Source organism: Pseudomonas sp. App30 (assembly GCF_047947025.1).
GTDB lineage: Bacteria > Pseudomonadota > Gammaproteobacteria > Pseudomonadales > Pseudomonadaceae > Aquipseudomonas.
This window is the reverse complement of sequence record NZ_CP133165.1, coordinates 5,585,358-5,600,290: the sequence shown is the minus strand read 5'-3', so window position 1 is coordinate 5,600,290 and position 14,933 is coordinate 5,585,358. Positions and strand designations below refer to the sequence as shown.

The 14,933-nt window shown below is 67.2% G+C and carries 15 protein-coding genes; 6 read left to right on the top strand and 9 right to left on the bottom strand.

The features are described from left to right. Positions 1-9 precede the first annotated feature (9 nt). Together kdpA and kdpF are read right to left on the bottom strand one after the other, a co-directional pair. Complete coding sequence (kdpA, locus tag RAM80_RS25795) at positions 10-1,704, bottom strand: potassium-transporting ATPase subunit KdpA (RefSeq protein ID WP_416423221.1); 1,695 nt, start codon at positions 1,702-1,704, stop codon at positions 10-12. Between the two features lie 8 nt (positions 1,705-1,712). Beyond that, the gene (gene kdpF / locus RAM80_RS25790; protein WP_416423220.1) at positions 1,713-1,802 is read right to left on the bottom strand and encodes a K(+)-transporting ATPase subunit F; all 90 of its coding nucleotides are present in this window, start codon (positions 1,800-1,802) and stop codon (positions 1,713-1,715) included. Positions 1,803-2,147: 345 nt separating this feature from the next. On the opposite strand from kdpF, the gene RAM80_RS25785 reads away from it, so the two are divergent. The 3 genes from RAM80_RS25785 (at position 2,148) to xopAW (ending at position 5,170) form a co-directional block, all read left to right on the top strand. Then, entirely contained in the window at positions 2,148-2,912 is a 765-nt protein-coding gene (locus RAM80_RS25785) for a response regulator (RefSeq protein WP_008371971.1), read from the top strand. Beyond that, entirely contained in the window at positions 2,912-3,991 is a 1,080-nt protein-coding gene (locus tag RAM80_RS25780; RefSeq protein ID WP_416423219.1) for a sensor histidine kinase, read from the top strand. Before RAM80_RS25785 ends, RAM80_RS25780 begins: the two co-directional genes overlap by 1 nt. 258 nt (positions 3,992-4,249) lie before the next feature. Then, positions 4,250-5,170 carry a XopAW family type III secretion system calcium-binding effector gene (gene xopAW / locus RAM80_RS25775; RefSeq protein WP_416423218.1) on the top strand — a complete coding sequence of 307 codons (921 nt, stop codon included), beginning with the start codon at positions 4,250-4,252 and terminating at the stop codon, positions 5,168-5,170. A gap of 35 nt (positions 5,171-5,205) precedes the next feature. Here xopAW and RAM80_RS25770 read toward each other — a convergent pair whose 3' ends face one another. The 6 genes from RAM80_RS25770 to RAM80_RS25745 all read right to left on the bottom strand — a co-directional run bounded on the left by RAM80_RS25770 (position 5,206) and on the right by RAM80_RS25745 (position 11,080). Further along, entirely contained in the window at positions 5,206-6,261 is a 1,056-nt protein-coding gene (locus RAM80_RS25770; protein WP_416423217.1) for an AI-2E family transporter, read from the bottom strand. A 15-nt stretch (positions 6,262-6,276) separates the two neighbouring features. After that, a complete protein-coding gene (locus RAM80_RS25765; protein ID WP_416423216.1) occupies positions 6,277-7,068 on the bottom strand; it encodes a DUF4892 domain-containing protein in 792 nt (263 codons plus the stop codon). Between the two features lie 103 nt (positions 7,069-7,171). After that, positions 7,172-8,026 (bottom strand): alpha/beta hydrolase, encoded by an 855-nt coding sequence (locus tag RAM80_RS25760; protein WP_416423215.1) that lies wholly within the window; start codon positions 8,024-8,026, stop codon positions 7,172-7,174. After that, positions 8,023-8,826 (bottom strand): alpha/beta fold hydrolase, encoded by an 804-nt coding sequence (locus RAM80_RS25755; RefSeq protein WP_416423214.1) that lies wholly within the window; start codon positions 8,824-8,826, stop codon positions 8,023-8,025. Before RAM80_RS25755 ends, RAM80_RS25760 begins: the two co-directional genes overlap by 4 nt. 149 nt (positions 8,827-8,975) lie before the next feature. Next, positions 8,976-9,413, bottom strand: a complete 438-nt coding sequence (locus RAM80_RS25750; protein ID WP_416423213.1) for a DoxX family protein — start codon at positions 9,411-9,413, stop codon at positions 8,976-8,978. Positions 9,414-9,649: 236 nt separating this feature from the next. Further along, positions 9,650-11,080, bottom strand: a complete 1,431-nt coding sequence (locus tag RAM80_RS25745; protein WP_416423212.1) for a transglycosylase SLT domain-containing protein — start codon at positions 11,078-11,080, stop codon at positions 9,650-9,652. Positions 11,081-11,205: 125 nt separating this feature from the next. Between RAM80_RS25745 and RAM80_RS25740 the strand changes: the two genes are divergently transcribed. The 3 genes from RAM80_RS25740 (at position 11,206) to RAM80_RS25730 (ending at position 14,063) form a co-directional block, all read left to right on the top strand. Further along, positions 11,206-12,012: a TatD family hydrolase gene (locus tag RAM80_RS25740; RefSeq protein WP_416423211.1), complete on the top strand. Its 807-nt coding sequence runs from the start codon at positions 11,206-11,208 to the stop codon at positions 12,010-12,012. Positions 12,013-12,096: 84 nt separating this feature from the next. Further along, positions 12,097-13,350 (top strand): methyl-accepting chemotaxis protein, encoded by a 1,254-nt coding sequence (locus RAM80_RS25735; RefSeq protein WP_416423210.1) that lies wholly within the window; start codon positions 12,097-12,099, stop codon positions 13,348-13,350. Between the two features lie 527 nt (positions 13,351-13,877). Next, positions 13,878-14,063: a hypothetical protein gene (locus RAM80_RS25730; protein WP_416423209.1), complete on the top strand. Its 186-nt coding sequence runs from the start codon at positions 13,878-13,880 to the stop codon at positions 14,061-14,063. Positions 14,064-14,071: 8 nt separating this feature from the next. On the opposite strand, the gene RAM80_RS25725 is transcribed toward RAM80_RS25730, so the two are convergent. Further along, a complete protein-coding gene (locus RAM80_RS25725; protein WP_416423208.1) occupies positions 14,072-14,869 on the bottom strand; it encodes an acyl-CoA thioesterase in 798 nt (265 codons plus the stop codon). Between the last annotated feature and the right edge of the window lie 64 nt (positions 14,870-14,933).

Genomic DNA, 14,933 nt, shown 5'->3' with positions numbered 1-14,933 from the left:
TCATGGTCCTTAGAAGCCCAGGCTCAGTTGTTCAGCGATCGGCCCCAGTGCCAGGGTCGGCAGGAAGGTCAGGCCACCCACCAGCAGGATGGTCACCGTCAGCAGGGTGACGAACAGCGGGCCGTGGGTGGGGAAGCTGTTGTTGCCCAGCGGCGCGGTCTTCTTCAGCGCCAGGCTGCCGGCCAGGGCCATGATCGGCAGGATGTAGCCGAAGCGGCCGATCAACATGCCCAGGCCCAGCATCAGGTTGTGGAACACGGTGTTGGCGCTGAAGCCGCCGAACGCCGAGCCGTTGTTGGCGCTGGCCGAGGTGTAGGCGTACAGCAACTGGCTGAAGCCGTGGGGGCCGGGGTTGCTCACCGCCGACGCCGGGCCTGCCAGGCTGGCGGCGATGGCACCCAGCACCAGCACACCGACAGGCATCACCAGCAGGGTCACCACCAGCAGTTTTACTTCCGCGGCCTGGATCTTCTTGCCCAGGTATTCGGGCGTGCGGCCAATCATCAGCCCGGCCAGGAACACCGCCGTCAGCACATTCAGCAGCATGCCGTAGAGCCCGGCACCGACGCCGCCGAAGATCACCTCGCCGACCATCATGTTCACCAGCGCGACCATGCCGGTGAGCGGGTTGAGGCTGTCATGCATGGCGTTGACCGAACCGTTGGACGCCGCCGTGGTGGTCACTGCCCATAGCGCCGAGGCCGTGGTGCCGAAGCGCGCCTCCTTGCCTTCCAGCGGCGGCGCCTGTTCCACCTGGGCGCTTTGCAGCGTCGGGTTGGGCTGGTACTCGCCGTACAGCGCCACGCCGCCACCGATCAGGAACAGCGCGAACATGCAGGCGATGATCGCCCGGCTCTGACGCATGTCCTTCACGTAGTGGCCGAAGGTAAACACCAGCGCCACCGGAATCAGGATGATCGACACCACCTCCAGCAGGTTGCTCAGGGCCGTGGGGTTCTCGAAGGGGTGAGCCGAGTTGACGCCGAAGAAGCCGCCGCCGTTGGTGCCCAGCTGCTTGATGGCGATCTGGCTGGCTGCCGGGCCCAGCGGGATGAGCTGGTCGGCGCCCTGCACGGTCACGGCGCTGACGTAATGCATGAAGGTCTGCGGCACGCCCTGCCACACCAGGATCAGCGCCAGCACCAGGCACAACGGCAGCAGGCCATAGAGGGTGGCGCGGGTCATGTCGGCCCAGAAGTTGCCGAGGGTTTTCGCCGAGCGCCGGCCAATGCCACGGCACAGCGCCACCAGCACCGCCAGGCCCGTGGCGGCGCTGACGAAATTCTGCACGGTGAGGCCGACCATCTGGCTGAAGTAGCTCAGGGACGCCTCGCCGCTGTAGGATTGCCAGTTGGTGTTGGTGACGAAACTCACCGCGGTGTTGAAGGCCAGCGACCACTCCATGCCCGGCAGGTGCTGCGGGTTGGCGGGCAGGTACTGCTGGAACAGCAGCACGCCCATCAACAGCACGAACCCGGCCAGGTTGAAGGCCAGCATGGCCAGGGTGTAGCGCTGCCAGCTTTGCTCTTGCGCCGGGTCCACCCCGGCCAGGCGGTAGCAGCCGCGCTCCACCGGGCCAAGCACAGGCGTGAGCCAGGTGCGCTGGCCTTCCATGACGTTGTAGTAAAAGCGGCCCAAGAAGGGCGCCGGGACCAGCACCAGGGCCAGGAAGGCCAGGAGCAGCCCATAGTCATAGCTGTGCATGGTCGCTCCTAGTGCCGGTCGGCGCGCAACAGCGCCACCGTCAGATACACAAACAGCCCTGCTGCCAGCAGCAGTGCCACCCCATCCAGCACGTTCATGGCCTTTCTCCTCGTTGGAATCGCCAGCCCCTCACGGGGCCATTGGTCGGTATTGTCGGAAACCAGGCCGTAAAGGAACGAGACTGAAGGGGAAAGACCGGCATAAAGTTTTCGTAAAGAATGCCGATGTAGAGCGATTGCCGGAACGAAACGGGAAAAATGTAGCCAAATGTATCGAGCTTGATACATACAGGACATTCCAGCGACACGCCTGCGAGTGACCCTCGCTGGCCGCTCCCAATCCGAACATGACTACCAGCCCGCCGGGCGAACGCTTACCCTCCGGGTAACTGACGCGGCCCCGTCGTCGCGGCTGGCAGCAATACCAGGCAGATGAACGCAAGCATGCAGAACACCCCGCTCCCTCTCAGCGATGCCAGCAAGAACCTCGTCGGCGACGATGACAAACGCTGGAACACCCGTGCCCTGATCGTGGATGACGACGTGCCGATTCGCGAACTGCTGATCGACTACCTGGCCCGCTTCGGCATCCTGGCCCTGGGCGTCAGCGACGGGGAAGGCATGCGCCAGGCGCTGCTGGAAGAAAACTTCGACGTGGTGGTGCTGGACCTGATGCTGCCGGGCGAAGACGGCCTGTCGCTGTGCCGCTGGCTGCGCGCCGAATCCGACATCCCGATCCTGATGCTGACCGCCCGCTGCGAGCCGACCGACCGCATCATCGGCCTGGAACTGGGCGCCGACGACTACATGGCCAAGCCGTTCGAGCCACGTGAACTGGTAGCGCGCATCCAGACCATCCTGCGCCGCGTGCGCGACGACCGCACCGAGCAGCGTGCCAATGTGCGCTTCGACAACTGGCGCCTGAACAGCGTGCTGCGCCAGCTGATCTCCTCCGATGGCCTGGTGGTGCCGCTGTCCAACGCCGAATTCCGCCTGCTGTGGGTGTTCCTGGAGCGTCCACGCCGCGTGCTCAGCCGCGAACAACTGCTGGACGCCGCCCGCGGCCGTTCCATCGAAGCGTTCGACCGCAGCATCGACCTGCTGGTATCGCGCCTGCGCCAGAAGCTGGGCGACGACCCCAAGGCACCCCAGCTGATCAAGACCGTGCGCGGTGAAGGCTACCTCTTCGATGCGAGAGACATTGGTTGATGCGCAGCCCTGATACGCTGTTCGCCCGCCTGTTCGGCGTGTCACTGATTGCCATCATCTTCGCCCACCTGCTGGCCTTCCTCTGGTTCCAGCAGTACGGCTTCCCGCCACCGCCCCACCGCGAGCACCTGCGTGAGTTGCGCGCGGAGCTGGGCCCCAATCCTTCGCCCGAAGCGCTGGCCGATTTCGGCGCCAAGGAGCTGCGCGAGGAAGAACACCGGCCACCGCCGCCGCTGTTCGGCGGGCCTGTCGTGCCGCTGCTGTTCCAGCTGATCACCCTGGTGGTGGCCGCCTGGTTCGGCGCCAAGGCCCTGTCGCGGCCCATCCGCCGCTTCAGCGAAGCGGCCGAGCGGCTGAGTGAAAACCTCGACGCCCCGCCCCTGGAAGAGACCGGCCCGCTGGAAGCTCGCCAGGTGGCGCACACCTTTAACCGCATGCAGCAACGCATCCGCGAGCAGGTGCAGCAACGGGCGCGCATGCTCGGCGCCGTGTCCCATGACCTGCGCACGCCGCTGTCGCGGCTCAAGCTGCGCCTGGAGCAGATCGACAACGAGAAGCTGCAGGGCCAGATGCGCCAGGACCTGGACGACATGATCGGCATGCTCGACGCCACCCTGACCTACCTGCACGAGCAGCGCACCAGCGAGGCGCTGCAATGGTATGACCTGCAGGCGCTGGTGGAGTCGCTGGTGGAGAACGCCCAGGACCATGGCGCGGCCGTGCAGGCCCGGGGCACCTGTGCGCCGCTGCAAGTACAGCCCATGGCCCTGCGCTCGTGCATCAGCAACCTGATGGACAACGCCCTGCGCTACGGCGGCGCCACCCTGGTGGACATCGACGACACCCGCGACGCCGTGACCATCCGCGTCATCGACCACGGCCCCGGCATCAGCGCCGACAAGCGCGAAGCGGTGTTCGAGCCGTTCTTCCGCCTGGAAGGCTCGCGCAACCGCAACTCCGGCGGCGTCGGTTTGGGCATGACCATCGCCCGCGAGGCGTGCCAGCGCCTGGGCGGGCAGTTGAGCCTGGAAGAAACACCGGGCGGCGGCCTCACTGCCGTCATTCGCCTCCCCCGCTGAGTCCCTCCCCGTCGCGGCCATTTTTTGTGGGAGCTGGCTTGCCAGCGAGCTTTAGGGCGCCAACAGCTCGCTGGCAAGCCAGCTCCCACAATAGATGTGGGGTTGGCGATTATGTCGGATGGCCAATCTACGCTTTCGCTATAAACCCCCGCCCCCATGTCCCGCCCCTTACAAACCCCACACACTCTCGACATTCCCCCGATAGATTCTTTACACGCCGGCGGTTTGTAACCGGCATACAACAGGGGAGCACACCCAATGTCATCCATAAGCGGCGTAAGCAGCAGTAGCTATTCCAACTACACAAGCACCAGCAGCACCAGCGCCAGCGCGCAACTGAAGAAGTTCCAGGAAGAGCTGTTCGCCAGCCTCGACACCGACGGCAACGGCGAGGTCAGCAGCGACGAGCTGAACACGGCGATTTCCAAAAGTTCGAGCAGTGGCACCAGCAACGACGGCGGTATCCTGGTCACGCTGAGCAAGAATTTCAGCAGCCTGGACAGCGACTCGGACGATGGCCTGACCCTGGACGAGATGGCGGCCCTGCAGCCACCGGCACCGCCCACCCAGGACAGCGCGCCGAACACCGACGCGGTCGACGACCTGATGAGCGCCATCGACAGCGACGGCAGCGGTTCCATCAGCAGCGACGAGCTGAGCTCGGCCCTGAGCGCCGCCGGCGACACCACCGATGACAGCAGCCAGCTGTTCTCGGCGCTGGACAGCAACGGCGATGGCACCGTGAGCAAGGACGAACTGGCCGCAGCCATGCAGCCCCCACCTCCGCCGCCACCGACCAGCGTCTCCAGCGATGACCTGTTCAGCGCGCTGGACAGCAACGACGATGGCAGCATCACCGAGACCGAACTGAGCAGCGCCTTGAGCGCCACCAGCTCGTCGTCCAGCAGTTCGTCCAGCAGCTCCACCTCGTCGTCCAGCAGCCTGGCCAGCGAAGTCTTCAGTGACCTGGACACCAACAAGGACGGCACCGTCAGCGCCTCGGAACTGGCCGCCGCCCTGCAGTCCTCGGGTGACCAGAGCAGCAGTGGCAGCAGCAGTTCGGACACCGCCAGCAGCGATACCGCGGCGGCGCTGAACAAGATGATCGCCGCCCTGACCAAGCAGTACGCCACCGACGCGCAACAAACCGTGGGCAGTCAGCTGACCACAGCCGCCTGACCTTTACGCCGCGGGCAGCCTTCGGGCTGCCCGTCTCAGGGCTTGTGCGCGGCGCCGTGGCCGCTGCGGGTCCAGTCCAGCAGCAGGCTGTAGCCGATGGCGAGCAGCGTCGGGCCGATGAACAGGCCGATGAAGCCGAACGCCAGCAGGCCGCCGAACACCCCCAGCAACACGATCACCAGCGGCAGGTCACCGCCGCGGCTGATCAGGTAGGGCTTGAGTACGTTGTCCACGCCACTGATGATGAACGTGCCCCACACCCCCAGAAACACCGCCATGCCGTACTCGCCCTTCCACGCCAGCCAGGCCGTCGCCGGTATCCATGCCAGCGGCGGCCCCATGGGGATCAGGCTGAGCAGGAACGTCACGATGCCCAGCACCAGCGCCCCTGGAATACCCGCGATCAGGAAGCCGATCAGCGCCAGCACTGCCTGCGCCGCCGCCGTGCCGATCACGCCGTTGACCACCCGCTGCACGGTGCCCGCCACCAAGTCCAGGTAATATTCGGCGCGCTCGCCTACCAGGCGTTCCAGCAGGCGCAGCACGAACGCCGCCAGCCGCGGCCCGTCGCGATAAAAGAAGAACACGAACACCAGGCTCAGGGTCAGCTCCAGGATGCCGCCGCCGATCTGCGCGCTACGCGCCAGCAGCCAGTTGCCCACCTGGCCCAGGTACGGCTTGACGCTGAGCATCAGCGCGGCGCCCTGCTGGTCGAGGGTGTCCCACCAGGTGGCCAGGCGCGGGCCCACCAGCGGCAGGGCCTGCAGCCAGTCCGGCGCTGCCGGCAGGCCGTCCACCTGCACGTCACGCACGAAGGTGATGGCGTCGCGGATGTGGTCGGCCAGGTTGAAGCCCAGCCACACCAGCGGCAGTATCACCAGCAGGATCCAGCCCAGGGTGAGGATGCTGGCCGCCAGGGTCTCGCGGCCGCCCAACCAGCGGGTCAGCAGGCGCATCAGCGGCCAGCTGGCGTAGGCGAGGATGGCGCCCCACAGCAGCGCCGAGATGAACGGCGCCATCACCCACAGGCAGGCGCCCAGCAGCACCAGCAGGATGATCTGCACCAGCAGGCGGTCGTTGTTGAGCGTCATGGCAGGCGCTACTCCTCAGCGAATCAGGTCGATGTGCAGGCCGCTTTTCGCCGGGTCGCCCAGTTCCAGGCGCGCGGCGCGCACGCCCTGGGCCACCAGCGCCTGGCGCCAGGGTTCGGCGGCGGGCCCGGCCAGGGTCACGCGCAAGGTGCTGTCCTGGTTCAGGCTGCGCGCCAGCAGCGCCACCCAGGCCGGCGGGGGCGGCGTCACGCCCAAGTCAGGGTAGTCCAGGCGGCCGGTGCCGCGCAGCTCGCGCAGCAGCGTGGCCGGGGTCGGCAGCAGCGTGCCCAGGGGGCTGGCGGCGACGAACTGCTCCACGTGCAGGTAGGCGCGACGGCCGCCGCGGTTGATGGCGTAGAGCGCCACCAGGGTGTCCTGGCCGGAGTCGGCGTGGCGCAGCAGGATCACGCTTTGCTGCTCGTCGGCGCCCACCAGCTTGGCGTTGGCGAAGATCTCGTTGGCCCACAGGCTGGACTCACCGCAGTCGCGCGCCTCGCACCAGAACAGCACCTGGCTGCCCTGGTCCTGCAGGCCCTGGCGCGCGGCGTTGAGGGCGTCGGTGGCCAGTGCGCCGCTGGCCAGTTCGTAGGTCACCGAGCTGACCTGGCCACGGGCGGTGACCTGGGCGTCCATGCGCAGCTGGTTGCTGATCTTGCGCACCGAACCCAGAGGGTAGGTGCGCTCGGCTTCGGCGGCGGGCTTCTGGTCCACCACCTGGGCGTCGGCGGGCGGCGGCACGTTGGCCAGGTCCGCGGCGGTGGCACTCACGGCTGCGGCAAGGGTGAAGGCGAACAGGCATGCCCTCATCGCGGGGCTGCCGCGGCGGTATGGCGGTGGTTCATGGAGGTCTCCCTGTCGATGCTCGGCTTCCCATTAAGCACGCCAAGCCTCGGCACTTGGCCACCGCAAGTCAAGGCATGGCGAAGAAGCGATTGAAACAGCTTGCTACAAGAGCAGCGCCGGCCTCGTCGTTCAGGTGCAGGTGATGGCCGCCGGGCAGGCGCTCGTGACTGAAGGGTAGCCGCGCCAGTAGCCCCGCGTGCTTGGCCAGCATGCCCTCCTCGGCCACCACCAGGTGCGCCGGGCAGGCGATGCGCTGCACGAACGACCAGCCCTGCTCTTCGCTCATGCGCAGTGGCGTGGGCAGGGTCAGGCGGCTGTCGCTGCGCCAGCTGTAGCCGCCGGGCACCGGCATCAGGCCGCGCTGGGCCAGCAGCTCGGCGGCCTCGCGGCTCACCGCCACCATGCCTTGCATGCGCACTTCCACGCCGCGGTCGAAGTCCGGGTACACCGACTTGCGCTTGCCCGGCAGGGCCACCTGCTCCAGCAAGGCCTGGCCGAAGCGCTCGGCGGTGCCAGGCCCCGGCGAGCCCGGCGGCAGCACCGCATCGATCAGCGCCAGCCGCTCCACGCGTTCGGGCAGCGCCCCGGCCAGCACCACCGAGACAATCGCCCCCAGGGAATGGCCCAGCAGTGAAAAGCGCTGCCAGCCCAGCTGTTCGGCCACCTGCAGCACGTCGTGGGCGTAGTCGTACAGCGAATAGCCGGCGCCGGCCGGGCGGTGCTGGGACAGGCCGTGCCCGGCCATGTCCAGGGCCAGGATGCGCAGGCCTTCGAGCCGGGGCGCCAGGCGCGCGAAGCTGTTGGCGTTGTCGAGCCAGCCGTGCAGGGCGATCACCGGGCGGCCGTTGGCCGGGCCAAATACGTGCGCCGCCAGTTCGATGTGCGGCAGGCTCAGGCGAATTTCCTCCACGCCACTGCTCATGCGCACGCCGCCTGGCCTTGCTGCCAGCGGCCGACAATGCCCTTGAGCAGGTCGGCGGTCGCCAGCGGGTGTTCCAACGGGAACATGTGCCCGCCGGCCACCCGGTGGGTTTCGCCCTGGGCCAGCCCACGCACCATGCGCGCGTGGTGGTTCAGTACCACGCGGCTCTCTGCGCCGTGCACCAGCGCCAGCGGCACGCGCAGGCGCCGGGTGCTAGCCGGGCGCACGTGGGGCACGCTGCGGTAGATGTCGATTTCGGTGGCGGGGTCGAAACGCAGGCGCAGGCCGTCGGCGTCGGCGCGCAAGCCATGCTGCAGGTACGCCTCGAAGCACTCGGGGTCGAAATCACGGAACAGCGACTTGCGGGAAAAATACGCCCGCGCCGCCTCGAGGTCGGCGAACGTCTCGCGGCGGCCCAGGGTGCGCCCGGCCGGGGTCAGGCGGTCGATGAAGCCGAAGCGCTTGGCCGCGCGAATCACCCACTGGTCGGCCAGGGTCAAGGCCGGCGAGTCGAGCATCACCACGCCGCGGTACAGCTCGGGGTATTGCAGCGCGGCATACAGGTGCAGCAGGCCACCGAACGAATGCCCCACGCCCCACACCGGCCCCGGCTGCTGGCGCAGGTGGTGCACCAGTTCGGCAATCAGCGCCGGCCAGTTGTCGGTGACCGGGAAGCGCGGGTCATGGGCATGCTGCGGCAGGTGCGCGACGCTGAAGTCGGGGGCCAGGTGGGCGAACAGCTTGCCGTAGGTACCCGAAGGAAAACCGTTGGCGTGGGCGAAGAAGATAGTCTGCGGCATGGGGGTGGCTCGTGGGCGAATCCTGGGGAGGATTGTCCGCAAGCTGGGCGGCGGGGGCAATGCGGGGAATGGTCAATAACGAGGGTATTCAGGCCATTGATTGACGGGTATGGCGTGTAGCCGCTGCCTTGCGGCAGCGGCTACCGGTATCAGGCGCGGCTGATCAGGCGGTCAAAGGACAGTTTGCCTGCGCCTTCCACCAGGGTGGCGATGGTGCCGGCCAGCAGGGCCAGGGCGAATTCGTAGCCGTTGTTGGCCATGAACAGACCGTTGTGGATGTGGACGCTGAGGATGGCCACTACCAGGGTCACGATCAGCACCAGCGACGCCGGGCGCACCAGCAGGCCGAGGACCAGGGCCAGGCCGCCGAAGAACTCGCCGCTACCGGCCAGCAGGGCCATCCAGTAGCCAGGGTGGATGCCGATGCTTTCCATCCACTGGCCAGTGCCTTCCAGGCCGTAGCCGCCGAACAGGCCGAAGAGTTTCTGGCCGCCGTGGGCGACGAAGATGATCCCGACCAGGATACGCAGCACGGTGAAGCCCAGGCCGGCGTTGGTGGTGAAGAGGCGTTTGATCGAAGCGTTCATGGCGTATTCCCTTGCGAAAGTGGTGTAGGAGTTGATGGGGGCCATATTAATCGATCGATCGAATAAGAAAATCGCAAATAAACGACAATATAAATCGAACAATTCGATATCTTTTGGGGTCACGTAGCCGCTGCCGCAGGCTGCGCTGGCCCTCTACCCCACTGAAGATCTCCAGCGTGGGTAAGGGCCAGCGCAGCCTGCGGCAGCGGCTACGGGTTTTTGGGTCAGGCGAAGGGTCAGCGGTTGAAGGCGATGCGACGGCCTTTCATGGCGCCGGGGTCGAGGGTGTCGCGCTCGCGGTCGTAGGCCAGATAGTACTTGTTGACGCTGTTGACGTAGCTCACCGCCGGCATGCCGGCCTGTTCCATGGCCACGCGTTCCACCTGGAAGAACCACTGGTTGGGGTTCAGGCCGCGCCGGCGGGCCTCGGCGCGCATGGCCTGCACACGCTCTGGGCCCATGTTGTAGGCAGCCAGCACGAAGGCCATGCGCTCACGCTCATTGAGCTGGCTGCTGGCGAAGAACTTTTTGCGGATCATGGCCAGGTAGCGGGCGGCGGCCTGCACGTTGTTGTCCACGTTCTGCACGTTGCCCACGCCCACCCGGCGGGCGGCCGACGGGGTGATCTGCAACAGCCCGGTGGCGCCGCCCCCGCCCCGCACCGACGGGTCCAGCTGGGATTCCTTGTAGGCCAGGGCCGCCAGGTTCAGCCAGTCCATGTTCTGCTCGCGGGCGTAGCGCTGCAGCACCGGCCGCAGTTTCTCCAGGCGCTGGCGGTCGCTGGCGGCCAGCGGGTTATGTACCCGGTACAGGCCTTTGTAGGCACGGGTCAGGGTCGCGTCCTGGTCGGTCGGCGCCCGGTAGCCCTGCAGGAAACGGTCGACGCTGGCGTGCAACATGGAAGCGTCGTTGCGCACGTACCAGGTGATCTGCCGCGGCGCCCCCAGGTGCACGCCCGGCTCCAGCATCAGCTTGGGCATCACCTTGGCCCAGCGCTGGGCGATGGGCCGCTCGACGATGGTCATCGGCAGGATGCCGGCCTGCACCATCTCCAGCACATCTTCCACGGCCAGGCTGGGGTCGGCCCACTCCACCTTGATCGGCGCCAGCTTGTGCAGTGCCAGCTTCTGATTGACGGCCAGCAGGGCATCCCCGGCGGCGCTGCCGGCGGGCAGAGACACGGTCTTGCCGGCCAGTTGTTCCACACGCCCGTAGCGGCGCGCGCCCTTGGCGCCCACCAGCACCAGCGGCACGTCGTTGACCACCGGGGCGCTGGCGCTGACCAGCTGGGTATCGGGCATGTCCACCAGTTCGCCCGGCGCCACCAGGTCGCCCTCGCCGCGTTGCAGGGCGCTGATCAGCTGTTCCTTGGGCCGGGGAATGATCTTCAAATGGATGGCCTGGCCGGTGTTGGCGTGACCATTGAGGTATTGCTCGAAGGCGCGCAGGCGATGCAATTCCATGCCCACGCACTCGCCCTGCACTTCGCCGGAGCTGTTGCGGCTCTGGTTCACCAGCACGCGCAGCACGCGGCTCTGGCGGATGTCGGCCAGGTCGCGAACCTTGACCGGGTGCACCACTTCGGGCGGCCCGGCCAGGCGCGCCATCGCCGGCAAAGGCGCCAGCAACGCAAGCAACAGCACGGTCAACAATGAGGGACGGGGCATCGGGTCTCCAGCCTGATATCTCAATCGACCTCAAGAGACCACGATAACGTCTTGAAGTTCTTGGCTTTAATGTTCTTGCACGCGCTCTGTTATGCTGTCGGGCCTGCGGCCTGAGGTAGCACACCATGCAACTCATCGACATCGGCGTCAACCTGACCAACCCAAGCTTCGACGAACAGCACGCGGCAGTGCTGGAACGCGCCTACGCCGCCGGCGTGGCGCAGCTGGTGCTGACCGGCACTGAAATCGCCGGCAGCGAGCAGGCCCTGGCCCTGTGCGAGCGCCTCGACGACAGCGCCACCCGGCTGTTCAGCACCGCCGGCATCCACCCCCACCACGCCAGCGACTGGACCGCCGACACCGAGCGCCAGCTGCGCGACCTGCTGGCCCAGCCACGGGTGCGCGCGGTGGGCGAATGCGGGCTGGACTTCAACCGCGACTTCTCCCCGCGCCCGCAGCAGGAGAAGGTGCTGGAGCAGCACCTGGCCCTGGCCGTGGAGCTGCAGCGCCCGGTGTTCCTCCACGAACGCGACGCCAGCTTGCGCCTGCTGGACATCCTCAAGGACTTCCGCGACCGCCTGCCCGCCGCCGTGGTGCACTGCTTCACCGGTGAGCAGAAAGCACTGTTCAGCTACCTGGACCTGGACCTGCACATCGGCATCACCGGCTGGATCTGCGACGAGCGCCGCGGCACGCACCTGCACCCGCTGGTGGGCAACATCCCCCGCGGCCGCCTGATGCTGGAAAGCGATGCACCGTACCTGCTGCCGCGCACCCTGCGGCCCAAGCCGAAGAACGGCCGCAACGAGCCGGCGTACCTGACCGAGGTGCTCAACGAGGTGGCTCGCCATCGCCAGGAAAGCGCTGACGACCTGGCCGCCCACACCACCGCGTGCGCGCGCGCGTTCTTCGGTTTGCCGACGCTGCCTTGACCCATATCAACATTTGCGTAATGGTCTTCTGGAACAATGATGGCACCTTGCCTTTAATGCTCCGCGATTTCAGAGAAGACCTCCATGGGTACCTGGCTTAGCAACATCTCGCTCAAATACAAATTCTGGGCCGTGAACGCGGTCGCCTTCATCACCACCCTGTTGCTGGTGCTGTACGCCATCCACCTGGAGCAACAGGGCCGCGTGGCCGACCTGCAGGCGCTGTCACCCGGTGCCGTGGGCCCGGACTTCGCTCAGGTGTTCGCAGAGCGTTTCGCCCAGTACGCCGGCGCCGTGCTGGTGTTGATGCTGGCCATGCTCGGCGCCTCGCAGCTGCTGATCCGCTTCCTGCTCAGCCAGCTCAACACCCTCAAGGACGTGATTCTGCACGTGGAGAAAACCGGCGACCTGTCCGCCCGGGTGCCGGTGGCCGGCGCCGACGAGGTGGGCCAGATGGCCGTGGCCTTCAACGCCATGCAGGCCGGCTACCAGCGCGTGGTCGGCACCGTGGCGCGCACCGCTGCGCAGCTGGACGAGGGCGCCGCGCGCCTGGCCAGCAGCATGGGCCAGGTGCGCCACGGCATGCTCGGCCAGCAGAGCGAGACCGACCAGGCCGCCACCGCCATCAACGAAATGACCGCTACCGTCCACCACATCGCCCAGCACGCCGGCGCCACCCGCGACCTTTCGCAAAGCGCCGACACCCTGGCCGGCAGCGGCCAGCAGGTGGTGGACCGGGTGCAGGTGTCCATTGCCGGCCTGTCCAGCGGCGTGCAGCAGACCGCCGAGATGATCCAGCGCCTGGCCGAGGACAGCCAGAAAATCAACGGCGTGGTGGGCGTGATCCACAGCATCGCCGAGCAGACCAACCTGCTGGCCCTGAACGCCGCCATCGAAGCCGCCCGCGCCGGCGAGATGGGCCGCGGTTTCGCCGTGGTCGCCGATGAAGTGCGCAGCCTGGCCAAGCGCGTGCAAACCTCCACCGACGAGATCACCACCATGGTCACCGCCCTGCAGGCCGGTACCCGTGATGCCGTGGACTTCATGCAGGAAAGCTCGTTCAAGGCCGACGACTGCGTGCAGCAGGCCCGCGAAGCTGGCCAGGCCCTGGCGCAGATCACCGGCGCGGTGGCGCAGATGCGCGAAAGCAACACCCAGATCGCCGTGGCCGCCGAACAGCAGAGCCAAGTGGCCGAAGAAATGAACCGCGCGGTGGTGAGCATCCGCGACGTGACCGAAAACACCGTGCAGCAGACCGTGGATTCGGCCAGCACCAGCACCGACCTGGCCAGCCTGGCGACAGAGCTGAACCGAGCGATCGGCCAACTTAAACTTTAAAGACACCACCTTTTTTCGCCGAGCGCCAAGGGCCGGCAACGCCTCTCCATCAGGCCATGGCACGGTGCAACACATGTAGCACCGGCCGTTAGGCCGGGTCGCGCCGTGCGGACGGCGCTCGATCTCAAGAGCGCCACACCTCTCCCGACATGCACCCGCCCGCCGTGACGCAATCTCCCGACGAACCCACCGAATCCAACCCGCAACCCGCGTAGCCGCTGCCGCCAGGCTGCGCTGGCCCGAACGTCCGCTGAAGATCTTCGGCGTGCATGCCTTGAGCCTTGCAGCGCTTGCGAAATCCAGCGCCGCCCGCGCGGCGCATCGCGAGCAAGCTCGGCTCCTACGGCTTGTTGCACCGTGCCATGGCCTGATAGATAGGCGTTGCCAGCCTTGTAGGTGTGGCGAGGCATCGGCGGCGCGGCCAAAGGCGCGTGCTATCACCCCCATAGCCAACCCTCATTCGCCCCCGGCCCTGCCCCGCACTACGCTTACCTCAAGCAGCAACGTAGCGCATCGAGGAGAGCATCATGAGCAAGTACCTGCCCCACTTTCATTGGCACAACAGCGTCGACCACACCGCCGAACTGATCGGCCTGCCGCTGATCGGCCTGGGCGGGCTGCTGGTGGCTTCAGGCGCGGTGGACGGCAGTTTCCCTGCCGTGGCGGTGGGCGTCATCGGCGTGATTGCCGGGCTGGGCCTGCGCAAGGCGTGAGGGTCTCGTCAGCCGAACACCGTCACGGTTTGGCGGCTCATGGCAAGCAACGCCCCCTCAGCCGTCCACAGCATCGCCGAGGTGTGCCCATAGCCATCCTGGGCATGCTCGATGGTCGCGCAGTAACGGCACCAGTCCTGGGTGCCCAGCGGCACCAGCGGTTGGACGAATTCGATGGTCCAGCTCAGGGTGCTGCCCGGCGCCGGCTTGCTCAGGTGCGGTAGCACCGCGGGCGGCCAGGCGTCGACCAGGGCCAGCAGGTGGGCGACGCCCACGGGCTCTGCCACCGGCTCGTCGCGCAGGCGCACCCAGCCGCCCATCTGCCGCCCCGGGCTGTTGGTGAACGGCAGCCCGCCAATAGCCCAGCGCAGGTCCAGGTGACGGATGTATTCCGGGGTGACGCCCTGGATATAGGGCAGCGCCGTGCTCTGCTCCAGCGGCTTGAGCGCCACCGCAGGCTCCGCCGCAACGCTGATGGCCGATTCGCGCGGGGCGCCGAAGCTGGCCTGCATCAGGGTCACGGTGCCGCCTTCGGCCACGGCCCGGCCCAGTAGCGTGACCACCGACTTGCCCTCGCGCAGCACCTCCACCTCAAAGCTGATCGGCGCCTGCAACGGCGCCGGCGCCACGAAGGTGATGGCCAGCGAGCGCACCGGCTGGCCCGGGCCGACCTTGGCCTGCAGCGCTTCGAACAGCAACGCCGCCATCAGCCCGCCATAGCCGGCACGGCCCTGGGCCCATTCGGCAGGCAGGGTCACGGCCTGTGGGTGCTGGCGCACGGCGGCCAGCAGTTCGGCAAATTTCATCGGCACCTCGATACGGGACGCAAAGGTTCCATGGTAACCAGCACGCGCCGGGGCAACAGGCGCC

Coding starts and splice junctions, on each gene's coding strand:
- xopAW (WP_416423218.1), top strand. CDS start 4,250: ATGTCATCCATAAGCGGCGTAAGCAGCAGTAGCTATTCCAACTACACA.
- RAM80_RS25760 (WP_416423215.1), bottom strand. CDS start 8,026: ATGAGCAGTGGCGTGGAGGAAATTCGCCTGAGCCTGCCGCACATCGAA.
- RAM80_RS25765 (WP_416423216.1), bottom strand. CDS start 7,068: ATGAGGGCATGCCTGTTCGCCTTCACCCTTGCCGCAGCCGTGAGTGCC.
- RAM80_RS25730 (WP_416423209.1), top strand. CDS start 13,878: ATGAGCAAGTACCTGCCCCACTTTCATTGGCACAACAGCGTCGACCAC.
- RAM80_RS25735 (WP_416423210.1), top strand. CDS start 12,097: ATGGGTACCTGGCTTAGCAACATCTCGCTCAAATACAAATTCTGGGCC.
- kdpA (WP_416423221.1), bottom strand. CDS start 1,704: ATGCACAGCTATGACTATGGGCTGCTCCTGGCCTTCCTGGCCCTGGTG.
- RAM80_RS25740 (WP_416423211.1), top strand. CDS start 11,206: ATGCAACTCATCGACATCGGCGTCAACCTGACCAACCCAAGCTTCGAC.
- RAM80_RS25745 (WP_416423212.1), bottom strand. CDS start 11,080: ATGCCCCGTCCCTCATTGTTGACCGTGCTGTTGCTTGCGTTGCTGGCG.
- kdpF (WP_416423220.1), bottom strand. CDS start 1,802: ATGAACGTGCTGGATGGGGTGGCACTGCTGCTGGCAGCAGGGCTGTTT.
- RAM80_RS25725 (WP_416423208.1), bottom strand. CDS start 14,869: ATGAAATTTGCCGAACTGCTGGCCGCCGTGCGCCAGCACCCACAGGCC.
- RAM80_RS25785 (WP_008371971.1), top strand. CDS start 2,148: ATGCAGAACACCCCGCTCCCTCTCAGCGATGCCAGCAAGAACCTCGTC.
- RAM80_RS25755 (WP_416423214.1), bottom strand. CDS start 8,826: ATGCCGCAGACTATCTTCTTCGCCCACGCCAACGGTTTTCCTTCGGGT.
- RAM80_RS25750 (WP_416423213.1), bottom strand. CDS start 9,413: ATGAACGCTTCGATCAAACGCCTCTTCACCACCAACGCCGGCCTGGGC.
- RAM80_RS25780 (WP_416423219.1), top strand. CDS start 2,912: ATGCGCAGCCCTGATACGCTGTTCGCCCGCCTGTTCGGCGTGTCACTG.
- RAM80_RS25770 (WP_416423217.1), bottom strand. CDS start 6,261: ATGACGCTCAACAACGACCGCCTGCTGGTGCAGATCATCCTGCTGGTG.